Source organism: Streptomyces sp. NPDC087422 (assembly GCF_044744145.1).
Classification (GTDB): Bacteria; Actinomycetota; Actinomycetes; order Streptomycetales; family Streptomycetaceae; genus Actinacidiphila.
The window spans coordinates 153369-166806 of record NZ_JBIUXT010000002.1; the positions used below are offsets into that span (position 1 = coordinate 153369).

The window sequence follows — 13438 nt, forward strand, 5'->3', positions numbered from 1 at the left end:
GCGCGGACGGAATTCAGCTGAGAAAGTGTGCCGGCGCTCGCCCCGGGAGGCCCTTCGCCGGGCTTCCGCGGGGCCGCCGGGGACGTGCGGGCGGCCCCCCGGCGGACTCCCCCGGCCGGGTCGGGCCAGGCCCGCAGGCGGCGCGTGAAGGGGTCGCCACAAAGGCTCTGACCTGGGCTTTCATGCCCGATGGGCCTAGCGTTCTCCCTGTCGGAAACGCCGGAGAAGACCGGAGAAGAGGGGGCTGGCGTGGAGCGGGACATCAGGTCGGTGGAGGACGTACTGAGGCTGCTGGACGGGCTGTTCGCCGGGGACGCGGACCGGTGGACGGCAGGGGCCGCCGGGTGGTGGGACGGGTTCTACGGGGACCGGGAACGCGGAGTGCCGTTCTTCGTGGACAAGCCGGACGAGAACCTGGTGTCCTGCCTGGACCGGGAGGTGGTGCGGCCGGGACGGGCGTTGGACCTGGGGTGCGGGCCGGGGCGCAACGCGGTGCTGCTGGCGCGGCGCGGCTTCGAGGTGGACGCCGTCGACCTGTCACCGGCCGCCGTGCGATGGGCGCGGGAGCGGGCGCGCGCGGCCGGGGTGGAGGGAATCCGCTTCCACGAAGGGGACGCCTTCGCGCTGAGCGAGGGCGGCGACGGCGACGGCATGGGCGCGGGCGCGGGCGCGTTGAGCGGGCCGTACGACCTGGTCTGCGACTCCGGCTGCTTCCACCATCTGCCGCCGCACCGCAGGATCAGCTATCTGGCGCTGCTCGACCGCGTGCTCGCCCCCGGCGGCCATCTCGCGCTCACCTGCTTCGCCGCGGGGGCGATGGGCTCGGAACTGCCCGACGCGGACTTCTACCGGGACGCGCGGCTGCACGGCGGCCTCGGCTACACCCCCGAGTCGCTGCGCTGGATCTTCTCCGGCCTGACCGAGGTCGAACTGCGCCGCATGCGCGCCGAGCCGAAGGACTCCCCGCACTTCGGGGAGCCCTTCCTCTGGACGGCCCTGTTCCGCAGGGACGGCTAGGGCCTGTCCCGGCCCGCCGACTCCGCCACGGCGTACGCGATCCCGTCGAGGATGTCGTGTTCGCTGACCACGACCTCCTTCGCGCCCGTGCGCTCCATGATCCGCAGCAGCACCAGCGCGCCCGCGCCGATCACGTCCACGCGGCCCTCGTGCATCACGGGGATCGCGGCGCGCTCGGCGTGGGTGGCGGCCAGCAGCCGGGCGGTGATCTCCGCGACCTGCTCGACGGTGATACGGGAGTGGTGGATCGCGGCGGAGTCGTACGCGGCCAGGCCGAGCGCGATGCCCGCGACGGTGGTGACCGACCCGGCGAGACCCACGAGCGTACGGGCCCGGTCGAGGGGGACGGCGCGGGCCGCCTCGTCCAGGGCGGCGTCGATGTCGGCGCGGATCGCGGCCACCCGGTCGCCGGTCGGCGGGTCGACGACCGCGCCGTCCGCCACCAGGTGCCGTTCGGTCAGGCGGACGCAGCCGATGTCGACCGAGCGGGCGGCGGTGACCGTGTCGTCGCCGAGGACGAACTCGGTGGAGCCGCCGCCGATGTCGACCACCAGATACGGCGTGTCCAGGGCCTCGGCGCCGGTCAGGCCGCGGGTGGCGCCGGTGAAGGAGTAGGCGGCCTCCTGGTCGCCGCTGATCACTTCGGGCTCGACGCCGAGGAGGGAGACGACTCCGCGTACGAAGTCGTCCCGGTTCTCCGCGTCGCGGGACGCGGAGGTCGCCACGAAGCGGACGCGGTCCGCGCTGACGCCGTGCTCCGCGATCACCTCCGCGTACTCGCGGCAGGCCGCGAAGGTCCGCTCCAGCGCCTCGGGGGCCAGCCGCCCCGTGCGGTCCACGCCCTGGCCGAGCCGGACGATCCGCATCCTGCGGTCGAGGTCGGTCAGCGCGCCGGTCGCGGGGTCGACGTCGGCGACGAGCAGCCGGATCGAATTCGTCCCGCAGTCGACGGCCGCCACGCGGACGGTCGTGCCCCGCGGCCCGTCGGTCGCCGTACCGGTCGTCACGCGGACTCCTCCGTCTCGGGGGCGGTCCCGGTCGCGGTTCCGGTCCCGGTCCCGGTTACGGTCCCGGTCCCGGTCTCCGTCGCGGGGGCGACGCACGGGCCCTTCGCCCACCACTCGGGCAGCATGGCGATGGCCTCGTCGCCGAGCGGGTTCACGCCGGGGCCCGCGGCCAGGGAGTGGCCGACGAGCACGTGCAGGCACTTGACGCGGTCCGGCATGCCGCCCGCGCTGGGGAAGCCCTCCAGGACCTCGATGGCGTCGCGCCGCGCGATGTAGTCCTCGTGGGCCGCGCGGTAGGCCGCGGCCAGTTCCTCGTCCTCGGCGAGCCGGGCGGTCATCGTCTTCATCACGCCGTCGGCCTCCAGCGTGCCGATCGCGGACGCGGCGCGCGGACAGGTCAGGTAGTACAGCGTCGGGAAGGGCGTGCCGTCCTCCAGCCGGGGCTGGGTCTCGACCACGTCCGGGTTGCCGCAGGGGCAGCGGTGCGCGATCGCGCGCAGGCCGCGCGGCGGGCGGCCGAGCTGCGCCGTGAACGCGGCGACGTCCGCGTCGGTGGGCGGGGTGGGGGCGGTGGGCTCGGGGTGCTTCGTCATGGGCCGTTCTAGGTCGGGGGCGGTACGCGGGGAGCGAGGGGTCAGTGCCGGGGCGCGGCGGCGGCGTCGGCGTGGTCGAGGCTGTCCCACAGATTGTCGTACCAGGGGCGGTGTGCGGCGGCCTCGTTCGTCGTCCGGTGGTCGGCGGCGGCGTCCCCGGTCGGGGCCGGCGCCGCCACGTTGTAGCCGGTCTCGCCGGGCAGGACGAAGTGCAGGTGCTCGCGGGCCTGCGTCCGTACGTACTGCGGGTCCTGCCAGCGCGCCTTCTCCTCGCGGAGCTCCTCGACCCGCTGGCGGGCCTTCTGGGCCTCGCGGCGCTGGTCGGCGATGTCGGAGCGCTGGGCGATGTACTGCCGTGTCGGGTAGGCGAGCGCCACGACCAGGGCGCACAGCACCAGGGCGAGCAGCGCCGCGCGGCCGGTGAGCTTGTTGCGCCGCGGCGGGCGCCGCTTGGCCGCCGCCCGGTACACCCGGGCCTGCGCCTCCTGGCCGATGGCCTTCAGCCGGGCCGAGGTGGAGAACCGATCCGCCCCCACGCCGTGTCTCCCCTCGCCGTCCTCGCACGCCGTCGCGTCCACACGCTGCCGTACGGGCGCGCACGCCAGTACGTCCCCGCCCACGGTACGGGACCGGGTGCGGGGACGTACGGAGGCCGGGGCCCGGAAACGGACGGCTCAGTGCTTGAAGCGGGGGAACGCCGAGCGACCCGCGTACACGGCGGCGTCGTCCAGGATCTCCTCGATCCGCAGGAGCTGGTTGTACTTGGCGACGCGCTCGGAGCGGGCCGGGGCGCCGGTCTTGATCTGGCCGCAGTTGGTGGCGACGGCCAGGTCGGCGATGGTGACGTCCTCGGTCTCGCCGGAGCGGTGCGACATCATGCACTTGTAGCCGTTGCGCTGGGCCAGCTCGACGGCGTCCAGCGTCTCGGTGAGCGAGCCGATCTGGTTGACCTTCACCAGCAGCGCGTTCGCCGTGTCGTTGTCGATGCCCTTCTGCAGGCGCTCGGGGTTGGTGACGAACAGGTCGTCGCCGACGATCTGCACCTTGCTGCCGAGCTTCTCGGTGAGGACCTTCCAGCCCGCCCAGTCGTCCTCGAACAGCGGGTCCTCGATGGAGACCAGCGGGTAGGAGGCGACCAGGTCCTCGTAGTACTCGGTCATCTCGGCGGCCGAGCGCTCCTTGCCCTCGAACTGGTACTTGCCGTCCTTGTAGAACTCGGAGGCGGCGACGTCCAGCGCGAGCGCGATGTCCTGGCCGGGCGCGTACCCGGCCTGCTTGATGGCCTCGATGATCAGGTCGAGCGCCTCGCGGTTCGAGCCGAGATTCGGCGCGAAACCGCCCTCGTCGCCGAGGCCGGTGGACAGGCCCTTGGTCTTCAGCACGCCCTTGAGCGTGTGGTAGACCTCGGCGCCCCAGCGCAGCGCCTCGGAGAAGGACTCCGCGCCGACGGGGGCGATCATGAACTCCTGGATGTCGACGTTGGAGTCCGCGTGCGAGCCGCCGTTGAGGATGTTCATCATCGGCACGGGCAGCACATGCGCGTTCGGGCCGCCCAGGTAGCGGAAGAGCGGCAGGTCGGACGCCTCGGAGGCGGCGTGCGCCACGGCGAGCGAGACGCCGAGGATCGCGTTGGCGCCGAGCGAGGACTTGTCGGGCGTGGCGTCCAGGTCGAACATCGCCTGGTCGATCAGCCGCTGCTCGGTGGCGTCGTAGCCGACCAGCTCCGGGCCGATCTGCTCGATGACGGCGAGGACGGCCTTTTCGACGCCCTTGCCCTGGTAGCGGTTCTTGTCGCCGTCGCGGAGTTCGAGGGCCTCGAATGCGCCGGTGGAGGCGCCGGACGGGACCGCCGCGCGGCCGGTGCTGCCGTCGTCGAGGCCGACCTCGACCTCGACGGTGGGGTTGCCTCGCGAGTCGAGGATTTCCCGGGCTACGACGACGTCGATGGACGGCACGAGTGTCTCCTTCAGTCCTTCTGAGATGTCTCTGTCTTTTTCGACCTGAGCCTAACCGTCTTCGGTGTCGCGCCCGGTACCGAGCCCGGACCCTGAGACGGAAAAAGGCCCCGGCCGGGCACGCTCGGGGGAGAGTACGTGCCCGGCCGGGGATCACATCCCGTGGCCTCAGCCCAGGTGCAGGTGCTGGCCCGGGTAGATCAGGTTGGCGTCCTGCACGATGTCCTTGTTCAGGTCGAACAGGTGCTGCCAGCCGCCGGAGACGTGGTGCGCGGTGGCGATCTTGGAGAGCGAGTCGCCGGAGACGACGGTGTACTCGCCGTTGCCCTTGCCGTGGCTCTTGTGGTGGGTGACCGGCGCGGAGGTCTCGGCCGGGGCCGGGGTGCTCTGCTGCTGCGACGGCTGCGAGGAGCTGTCGGAGGAGCCGGTGTTCGAGGAGTCCGAGCTGCTGGAGCCGGAGGAGCTGGAAGACGACGACGAGGACGAGGAGGACGACGACGGCGACGAGGTGTCGACGTTCGCCGCGGAGCCGCCCGAGGTCAGGTTGCCGGCGCCGGCGCAGGCCCAGGCACCCGGGCCCTGCATGGCGAGCAGCTTCTCGGCGGTGGCGATCTGCTGGTCCTTGGTGGCCAGGTCGGCGCGCGCGGCGTACTGGGTGCCGCCCGCGGCCTCCCAGCTCGACTGCGAGAACTGGAGGCCACCGTAGTAGCCGTTGCCGGTGTTGATGGACCAGTTGCCGCCGGACTCGCACTGGGCGACGGCGTCCCACGTGGAGACGGAGGCGGCGGAGGCGGAGGTGGCTCCGAGGAGCGGTACGGCGATCGCGGTGCCGGTGACACCGGCGAGCGCGGCGATGCGGACGAGCTTGGACGTACGGCGGTGCTTAGCCATGGTTCGTGTCCTCACCGACGCCTGCGAGGTGAGCTGTCGGGTTCGGGCGTGAGTTGCCCGGCCGGATCCGCGACCGCGGATTCCGTGCTTAACCCCGAGCCGGTGCGTTCCGCAGGCTGCGTGCCGTACGAACGTGACCGGCGAAAGACCTTGGGTCCCCCGCTCCTGCCTACGGCGCTTTCGCGTCGACTGTTCCCGTCGGTCGGCGGCAGGACTCGGCGTTCCTGACCGGCGGGGCCCGCTGTGGCGAGCGATGACGACGCTAAGCACAGGCGCCGGAAAGGACAAACATCCGCGTTCCGCCCGCGCACCGCTCCCGCCCCCAGGGCGGGTTCAGAGAATCGCAGGTCACAGGGGCCGGTTTCAGCGCTCTGCGAGCGGGCGGTCACAGGGGCGGGCGAGAGGCTTGTCACACGGGCCGCGGAGGACGTCGTACGGTTCGTCCGGTTTGCCCCCGCGGCCGTGACGGACAGTCAGAAAGACGCGGAGCCCTCAGCCGAGGTCAAGTGTCAGGATCTGACCCGGTTTGATGAGGTTCGGGTCCTGGCCGATCACCTGCCGGTTGGCGTCGTAGAGACCGCTCCAGCCGCCCTGGACGTGGTGGCTGGAGGCGATACCGGCGAGCGAGTCGCCGTACGCGACGGTGTAGTCGTGGCCGCCGTCGGCGCTGTGTCCGGTGTCGCTGGCGCCGGTGGCTCCGGTGCTGCCGTCGTCCGAGCCCTTGCCGGTGTCCGTACCGCTGTCCGCGCCCGCGTCCGTGACGGCGGTCAGCTCCGTACGGGTCGCCTGGTCGGCCGCGGCCAGCTCGGCGTCGGTGGGCACGTACGGCTTCGCGTGGCGGCCCGTGCCGGGCGTCGCGGGCGCGTCGGCGGTGGGCGAGCCCGGAGTGGTCCGCGAGCCGTCACCGGGCGACGTGGGGGTGACGGGGGCGGTGGGCGCCGTGGGCGTCACCGGGGTGACCGTCGAGCCGTCGGCGGGCCCGGTGGGCGCGTCGGTCCCCGGCGCGGTCGGGATGATCGTCGGCAGCGACGGGTCGGTGTTCGAGCCACCGGTGCCGCCGGAACCGCCGGTCGTGGCGTCGCCGGAGGGCGGGGTCGAGGCGGACGGCGCCGGGGTGGTGGGGGTGGCCGCGGGCGTGCCGCCCGCCACGGGCGGCGTCACGGCGTCCAGCAGCCCCGTACCGTCCTCGCAGCCGGGCCAGGCGTTCGGCCCGAGGTCGGCGAGCATCCGCTCGGCGACGGCGATCTGTTCCGTCCTGGACGCGAGGTCGGGGCGTGGCGCGTACGCCTGGCCGCCGTAGGCGTTCCAGGTGTCCTGGGTGATCGCCAGGCCGCCGTAGAAGCCGTTGCTCGGGTCGGCGCTCCACAGGCCGCCGGTCTCGCATATCGCGACTTTGTCCCACGTGCTGGAGTCCGCGGCGTGCGCGGCCCCCGCGCCGAGGAGCGGGAGTGCGATCCCCGCGCCGGTCGCCGCGACGGTCACCATGGCCGCCGGGGCCTGTCGCGGTCGGCGGTGCCGGCCGTTCCCGGACGAGAGCATGCGGTCGCCTTTCTCGTAAGCCTTACGCGCCGGAGCGCGGTGCGTGACGTGACGGCGGCGGGGAGCGGGCCGGAGCCCGCCGACGTTGCTGGTGCTGTTCCTGCTGTTTCCGCTTCCGCTTCCGTGACGTCCGCCGCGTCTGGCGCGAGCCGTCCGCGAGAGGTGGCCGTCCGTACGCACCGTGCCCGTACGAGCGACCGCGCTTCTCGCGTTGACCGCAGAACGTAGCGGTGTTGGCCAACGGATCACAAGTCGGTGTAGCGATCATCACGTCGCGATCACGACCGTGACGCGCCGTCACTTCTGTTGCGCGGCCTCGGCGGTGAACGACACCGGCAGCGTACGCAGTCCGCGCATGATCAGTCCGCCGCGCCAGCGCAATTCGGCCGGATCCGCCGCGAGCCGCAGGTCGGGGAGGCGGGTGAGAAGGGACGCGAGCGCCGTCCTGGCCTCCAGCCGGGCCAGCGGCGCGCCCAGGCAGTAGTGGATGCCGTGGCCGTAACCGAGGTGGGGATTGTCACGCCGGGCCAGATCGACGGTATCGGGCGCGTTGAAGCGCGCGGGGTCGCGATCGGCCGCAGCGAGTACCACCAGTACGGGGTCGCCCGCCGCGATCGACTGACCGCCGAGGCTCAGGTCGCCGGTCGCGTAGCGCCAGGTGGCCAGCTCCACCGGGCCGTCGTAGCGCAGCAGTTCCTCCACCGCGGTCTCCAGCAGGCCGGTCTCGCCCGCGGCCAGCGACTCCTGGAGGCGGGCGCGCTGCTCCGGGTGGCGGAGCAAGGTGTGCACCCCGTTGCCGATGAGGTTCACAGTCGTCTCAAAACCGGCGAAGAGCAGGATGAAGGCCATGGCGGCGGCCTCGTTCTCGGTCAGGTGCTCGCCGTGGTCGCTCGCCCGGATCAGACCGGAGATCAGGTCCTCGCCCGGGTCTTCTCTCTTACGGTGGATCAGCTCGACCAGATACGCGCGCATCCGCTTCACCGACCGCGCCACTCCGCCGCGCGGGCCGCCGCCGTGCCGGATCATCATCCCCGCCCAGTCCCGGAAGTCGTCCTGGTCCTGCGGCGGCACGCCCAGCAGGTCGCAGATCGCGTAGATCGGCAGCGGGAAGGCGAAGTCGTGGATGAGGTCCGCCTCGCCGCTCGCCGCGAAGCCGTCGATGAAACGGTCCGTCAGCTCCTGCACCCGCGGCCCGAACTCCGCGACCCTGCGCGGGGTGAACGCCTTCGACACCAGGCGGCGCAGCCGCGTGTGGTCCGGCGGATCGATGTTCAGCAGATGCGTCATCAGATCCGCGCTGCGCTCCCCCGGAATCCCGGTCTTCCCCTTCGCCCCCGCCGACTCCGCGTGATGCACCGGATTCTTGCTCAGCCGGCCCTCCGCCAGCGCCTCCCGCGCGTCCGCGTACCGCGTCACCAGCCACGCCTCCACCCCGCTGGGCAACGTCGTCCGCCGCACGGGCGCGTGCTCCCGCAGCCAGGCGTAGGCGGGGTAGGGGTCGGTGGCGAATTCCCACGTGAAGAGGGTGGGGCCGCCGTCGGCCGGGTCGGTGGGGGCGGGGGTGGGGCCGGTGGGCGAGTCGGTGGTGGGGTCGGTGGTGGGGTCGGTCATGCGCCGACGCTATCCGGCCCGGCCGCGTTCCCGGCTCACCGGGACCTGGCCGTTGCGGGGGCGGGGGGCGGGGCGGGGGCGTCAGAGGCTCTCTGAGGTTGTGGACGCCAGGGCGACGCGGCTCAGGCGGTCGGACTGGCGGGTGGTTTCGGGGAGGCGGTAGGCGGGGGCGAGGGTCAGGGTGTGGGCGCAGGCGGTGGCGAGGTCGATGCCGTGGCCGGTGGAGACGTAGACGGGCTTGACGCCGGTCCGGGTGCGCAGGGCGCGGCCGACGGTTTCGCCGCCGTCGAGGAGGTCGGCGTACGCGCCGCGCTCCGGGGCGAGGGCGTCGGGGTCGTAGCGGCCGACGAACGGGGTCTTGGCGACTCCGGCGGTCGGCAGGCCGGTGAGCACGCCCAGGTGGCAGGCGAGGCCGAAGCGGCGCGGGTGGGACAGGCCGTGGCCGTCGCAGAGCAGCAGGTCGGGGGTGGCCCGCAGGGTGCGCAACGCCTCGACGAGGACGGGCAGTTCGCGGAAGGCGAAGAGTCCGGGCACGTACGGGAAGGTCGTGGTCGCGGTGGCCGTGGCGCGCTCGACCACGTCGAGCGTCGCGGTGTCGATGACGACCACGGCCGCCGCGACGAGGTCCCCGGTGCCGCGTCCGTCGCCCGCGTAGGCGACGTCGAGCCCGGCGACCAGGCGGGGCGCGGCCGGTCCGGGGCCGCGGTGGTCGGCCAGCGGGCGCAGCCGGTCCTGGAGCGCCAGCGCCTCCGCCTCGTCGGCCGGCCACGCGTGCGGCACGTCGACGCGCATCGGGGCTAGCCCGCCTCGGTCGTACGGGGTGGCTCGGCGGTCCGGGTCCGCTCCGCCGTACGGATCGCGTCGCGGTAGCGGCGGGCCGCGTGGCGCAGGGCGGCTTCCGGGTCGAGGCCCGCGGCCTGGGCGGCGGCGGCCTCGGCGAGGAGGTGGTCACCGAGGGCGGTCTCGTCGGTGGCGGGGGCGCCGGGGGCGGGGGTGCCGTCAGCCGGGGTGCCGTCAGCCGGGGTGCCGTCGGCCGGGGTGTCGTCGGCCGGGAGCGGGAGGTCGGCCTCCCGGGCGCGGCCCGCGAGCTTGGCGGCCAGGGCGAGGGCGGGCGAGGCGAGGGGCACGCCGTCGGTGACCGAGTCGCGGGACTTCTCGACGCCCTTGAGGCGGATCCAGTTCGCCCGCACCTGCTCGGGGGTCTCGGCGACCTCGTCGCCGAAGATGTGCGGGTGCCGGTGGACGAGCTTGTCCACCAGTCCCCCGGCCACGTCGTCGATGCCGAACGGCTCCTCGGGGTCGCCCTCCGCGATGGCCGCGTGGAAGACGACCTGGAGCAGGACGTCGCCCAGCTCCTCGCGCACCGCCGCGCGGTCCCCCTCCTCGATCGCCTCGACCAGCTCGTACATCTCCTCGATGCCGTACTTCGCCAGGTCCTCGTGCGTCCGCAGGCTGCTCCACGGGCACTCGGCCCTGATCCGGTCCATCACCTGGACGAGGTCGAGCAGCCGGGCGCCGGGCAGGTCGTACGAGCCGGGCAGCAGCTCCAGGTCGGGCATGGCGACCCGTCCCGAGCCGCCGAGCCTGGCCAGTTCGTCGGTGACGGCCGGGTCGCCCGCGCCGCCGCCGGGCGGCAGATAGACGACCGTACGGCCGCCCGCCGTCGCGTCCACCAGCTCGCGCCCGCCGGGCGTCGCCAGCTCGACCCGTACCCCCGCCTCGCGCAGATACGGGAGCTGCGGATGCTCGGGGTCGGCGCACACCACGAGGTCGGCCTCGCGCAGCGTCTGCCAGGCGGGCCAGGAGAGCTGTCCCGGCGCGACCCGGTGGCTGGTCGTGAGCAGCACCAGCCGCCCGGGCGCGTTCGCGTCGTCTACGTCGTTCACCCCTCGAACGTACCCCGGACCACCGACATGCCCTGCGGGCGGCCGCTGCCCGGACCGCGCGGCCGGGTCCGCTTACGCGCTCGGGTCCGCCGGGGTCGCCGTCTTGGTCACGACCCACGGCTCGTTGGTGGCGCCGACGATGGCCTTCTTGGCGTCCCAGGTGCCGTAGCGCGGGTTGACGTCCACGCCGAGCGACTTCGCGGTCTTGGAGATGACGGCGATGGCCGCCGCGTTCCCGGTGTCGCTGCCGGGCTGGAAGCCGAGGCTCTGGATCAGCTTGCCGACGGCGATGTTGGTCCGCAGGAAGGTGTCGATGCCGGACGGCACGATGTCGTACTGCTGGAGCAGCGCCGCCTCGAACTGGCTCTCGTCACCGCCGAACTGCTGCAACGCCTGCGCGTGCGACTGCTGCACCTCGGCGGTGCTGACCGAGAGCCCGGCGTCGGACACGGCCTTGTCGATCACCTTGTTCTGCACCAGCATGCTCAGCGTCTGCTGCGGCAGCTTGCCGCTCTGCCCGATGAGCTGCGCCGCCTGCGGCGACTTGCTCTGCGCGTCGCGCACCTGGTCGACCTCGTGCTGGAGCGTGGCGATCGAGATCTTCTGGTCCCCGACCACCGCCGCGGCCCCCGGGTGCGCGGGTCCCGAACCGCACGCGGTGAGGGCGGGCGATGCCGCCAGCAGCGCGGCTGCGGCGATCGAGACGGCGGTGCGGCGGCGGACCATGGTGCCTCCCGGCATGGGAACGACCTAGCGGTACTGAAGCGATGATCGAGTACGAGGATATGGACCGGGGCCCGCCGATTTCCAGCACTCGGCGCAAACGGCTCTCCTCGCGGGGGAGAGTACGCCTCGCGGCCGGGCCGCCGCGCACCCGGTGGGCCCTGGCGCCTTTGTCCCCGCCACCCTCACCGCCCCGCCGTCAGACGACGGCGACCGGGCCGTCCCAGGCGTCGCGGTCCACGGTCAGCGTGACGCCGCCGTAGGTCTCCTTGGAGTTGACCAGGAACTGGTGTCCGCGCCGGTGCCCGGTCCACAGATTCGCGGCGAACGGGAAGCCGGAGGTGGTGCTGTTGACGCCGTCGTACTTGGCGTACCAGAAGGCGTCCGGCATGTCGTCCATGGTCGCCTTGGCCGCCGCCACGGCAGCGGCGCTGGACGAGCTGAAGCCGTAGAAGCCCGCCAGGTAACCGCCGGTGTGCAGCGCCCGGTTCCACGCCTGGACGTAGGTGAGGACGGCGTTGTTGCACGAGGTGTCGGAGACGGCGTACGGCTCCATGTCGAGGTAGAGCGCGCTGGCCGGGCGCATACCGAGGGCCGCGGCCTTCTTCACCGCGTCGGCGCCGTCGCGCGCGCCGAGCGTGGCCGCGTTGGCCGCCGTGAGCCGTTCGGGGCTGTTGCCGGTCTGGCAGGGCGGCTGCGCGCCGACGTAGATCGGGATGAGCTTCCAGCCCGCCGCGCTGACGGTCGTCACCCACGAGGACGTCAACTGGGGCTGCGCGCAGCCGCGGTTGGCGCCGCCGATGTAGACCGCGGCGGCGCCGTAGGGCGAACCGCTCTTCCAGGACGCCATCTTGCTCGCGCTGGGCGCGGTGCAGGTGTCGAAGGCGAGGCCGGTGAAGGTGCGGACGAAGCCGCTGAACGGCGCGGCCGGACGGCGGGTCTGGCGGGGTACGGACGGCAGGGAGCCGGGGACCGAGGCGACCGGGTTGCCGGGCTTGGCCGTCTGGGCGGCGGCCGGGGCGTGCGACGCGGAGGGGCTGCCGCTCGGGGTGCCGGCCGGGGAGCCCTTCGGGGCCGCGTTCTTGGCGCCGTTCGGTGCGTTGAGGGTGCTCGTCGCGCCCTGCGGGGCGTTCGCGTCGGCGGACCGGTTGGCGGCCTGGCCGGCCGCCGCCGACCCGCCCGTTCCGCCGCCGGACGTGGCGCCCACGGCGAGTGCGCCGCCGCCCCCGACGACGATCACTGCGGCGACTGTCGCGATGACGCGGTACCGCATCGGCTTGGGCAGGCGACGGCTGTTCGACACGGGGTCCTCTGGGGGCTCGGGCGGCGCGATCCACCAGAGGCGATCGGAGTGATCGCGGTGCGCGCGGCCAGCAAAGTATGGCGGGGCCGCGCGCCGTTGACAATCACACCGCGGCCCCCCGGCGTCACCCTCCGCACTGCGCGAGCATCGTGTCCTTGTCCGCGCTGGTCACCGGCAGTTGGTACTTGATCGAGACCTGTGCGACCCGGACCGCGTACGAGCACCGGATCTGCTTGTTCGGCGGCAGCCAGGACGCCGGTCCCGAGTCGCTCTTCGAGCCGTTGGACGGGCCGTCGACCGGGATGAGGTTGAGCGGGTCGTTGGCGATCGACTCCCGCTTGTCCTTGCTCCAGTGCGCCGCGCCCATCTGCCAGTCGTACGACAGCGGCATCACGTGGTCGATCTGGACCGTGGTGGCCTTGGTCTTCGTCCACTTGATGACCCGGCCGGTGTACGGGTCGTTGAGCGTCATCGTCGCGATCACGCACTTGGACGTGCCCTTGTAGTGGACGTCGTCGCCGTCCCGCTTCAGCAGGTCGTTACGCGTGTCGCAGCCGTTGTGCGCGAAGGGGACGGAGGGCGCGGAGTCCATCCACGCGGCGCCGAACTGCGCCCGCGAGTAACCCGTCTTGGGGCCGCGGCCCTTGGTCTTCACCTTGGCGATCAGGTCGCGCGCCTTCTTCTTGTCGGCGTCCGAGGTGATCGCGGCCAGACCGGCCTTCGTCCCGTCCGGGTTGTCCAGCGGGCTCACCGCCAGCCCGTTGCCGGCCGCGGGGCCCGCCGCTCCCGACGGGTTCGCGCTGCCCGTCGGGTCGGCGCCGAGTGTCGTGTCCTTGCACCCCGCTACGCCGATCACCGCGAGCAGGGTCGCGGCGCAGGCGAGGCGCCGGGATATCCGTCTGTCCATGTACGC

The 13438-nt window shown here is 73.1% G+C and carries 13 protein-coding genes and 1 riboswitch; of the genes, 1 reads left to right on the forward strand and 12 read right to left on the reverse strand.

Annotated elements, in window-relative coordinates; genetic code table 11:
- Positions 1-249: 249 nt before the first annotated feature.
- Positions 250-1017, forward strand: coding sequence for a class I SAM-dependent methyltransferase (locus tag ACIO6U_RS06525; RefSeq protein ID WP_401716108.1), 768 nt, complete (start codon positions 250-252; stop codon positions 1015-1017).
- Here ACIO6U_RS06525 and ACIO6U_RS06530 read toward each other — a convergent pair.
- The 12 genes from ACIO6U_RS06530 to ACIO6U_RS06585 form a co-directional block, all read right to left on the reverse strand.
- Positions 1014-2024: an exopolyphosphatase gene (locus tag ACIO6U_RS06530; RefSeq protein WP_401716111.1), complete on the reverse strand. Its 1011-nt coding sequence runs from the start codon at positions 2022-2024 to the stop codon at positions 1014-1016. The two genes, ACIO6U_RS06525 and ACIO6U_RS06530, sit on opposite strands and share 4 nt — an antisense overlap.
- Positions 2021-2617: a DUF501 domain-containing protein gene (locus ACIO6U_RS06535; protein WP_401716113.1), complete on the reverse strand. Its 597-nt coding sequence runs from the start codon at positions 2615-2617 to the stop codon at positions 2021-2023. Before ACIO6U_RS06535 ends, ACIO6U_RS06530 begins: the two co-directional genes overlap by 4 nt.
- Positions 2618-2658: 41 nt before the next feature.
- Positions 2659-3153, reverse strand: a complete 495-nt coding sequence (locus tag ACIO6U_RS06540) for a septum formation initiator family protein (RefSeq protein ID WP_355346914.1) — start codon at positions 3151-3153, stop codon at positions 2659-2661.
- Positions 3154-3291: 138 nt separating this feature from the next.
- Positions 3292-4572 (reverse strand): phosphopyruvate hydratase, encoded by a 1281-nt coding sequence (gene eno / locus ACIO6U_RS06545; RefSeq protein WP_355346911.1) that lies wholly within the window; start codon positions 4570-4572, stop codon positions 3292-3294.
- Positions 4573-4740: 168 nt separating this feature from the next.
- Positions 4741-5463, reverse strand: coding sequence for a transglycosylase family protein (locus tag ACIO6U_RS06550; protein WP_401716118.1), 723 nt, complete (start codon positions 5461-5463; stop codon positions 4741-4743).
- Positions 5464-5466: 3 nt separating this feature from the next.
- Positions 5467-5650, reverse strand: a riboswitch (cyclic di-AMP (ydaO/yuaA leader).
- A gap of 305 nt (positions 5651-5955) precedes the next feature.
- Positions 5956-7002 carry a transglycosylase family protein gene (locus ACIO6U_RS06555; protein ID WP_401716120.1) on the reverse strand — a complete coding sequence of 349 codons (1047 nt, stop codon included), beginning with the start codon at positions 7000-7002 and terminating at the stop codon, positions 5956-5958.
- Between the two features lie 297 nt (positions 7003-7299).
- The gene (locus tag ACIO6U_RS06560) at positions 7300-8613 is read right to left on the reverse strand and encodes a cytochrome P450 (protein WP_401716123.1); all 1314 of its coding nucleotides are present in this window, start codon (positions 8611-8613) and stop codon (positions 7300-7302) included.
- An 81-nt stretch (positions 8614-8694) separates the two neighbouring features.
- A complete protein-coding gene (locus ACIO6U_RS06565; protein ID WP_355346899.1) occupies positions 8695-9405 on the reverse strand; it encodes an endonuclease V in 711 nt (236 codons plus the stop codon).
- Between the two features lie 5 nt (positions 9406-9410).
- On the reverse strand, positions 9411-10499 hold the full coding sequence (locus tag ACIO6U_RS06570) for a nucleoside triphosphate pyrophosphohydrolase (protein WP_401716126.1): 1089 nt from the start codon (positions 10497-10499) through the stop codon (positions 9411-9413).
- Positions 10500-10571: 72 nt separating this feature from the next.
- Positions 10572-11240, reverse strand: a complete 669-nt coding sequence (locus tag ACIO6U_RS06575) for a SurA N-terminal domain-containing protein (RefSeq protein ID WP_355346893.1) — start codon at positions 11238-11240, stop codon at positions 10572-10574.
- A 181-nt stretch (positions 11241-11421) separates the two neighbouring features.
- Complete coding sequence (locus ACIO6U_RS06580) at positions 11422-12183, reverse strand: glycoside hydrolase domain-containing protein (RefSeq protein WP_391051698.1); 762 nt, start codon at positions 12181-12183, stop codon at positions 11422-11424.
- Between the two features lie 466 nt (positions 12184-12649).
- Complete coding sequence (locus ACIO6U_RS06585) at positions 12650-13432, reverse strand: HNH endonuclease family protein (protein WP_401716130.1); 783 nt, start codon at positions 13430-13432, stop codon at positions 12650-12652.
- Between the last annotated feature and the right edge of the window lie 6 nt (positions 13433-13438).

Coding starts and splice junctions, on each gene's coding strand:
- ACIO6U_RS06535 (WP_401716113.1), bottom strand. CDS start 2,617: ATGACGAAGCACCCCGAGCCCACCGCCCCCACCCCGCCCACCGACGCG.
- ACIO6U_RS06550 (WP_401716118.1), bottom strand. CDS start 5,463: ATGGCTAAGCACCGCCGTACGTCCAAGCTCGTCCGCATCGCCGCGCTC.
- ACIO6U_RS06555 (WP_401716120.1), bottom strand. CDS start 7,002: ATGCTCTCGTCCGGGAACGGCCGGCACCGCCGACCGCGACAGGCCCCG.
- ACIO6U_RS06560 (WP_401716123.1), bottom strand. CDS start 8,613: ATGACCGACCCCACCACCGACCCCACCACCGACTCGCCCACCGGCCCC.
- ACIO6U_RS06565 (WP_355346899.1), bottom strand. CDS start 9,405: ATGCGCGTCGACGTGCCGCACGCGTGGCCGGCCGACGAGGCGGAGGCG.
- ACIO6U_RS06575 (WP_355346893.1), bottom strand. CDS start 11,240: ATGCCGGGAGGCACCATGGTCCGCCGCCGCACCGCCGTCTCGATCGCC.
- ACIO6U_RS06585 (WP_401716130.1), bottom strand. CDS start 13,432: ATGGACAGACGGATATCCCGGCGCCTCGCCTGCGCCGCGACCCTGCTC.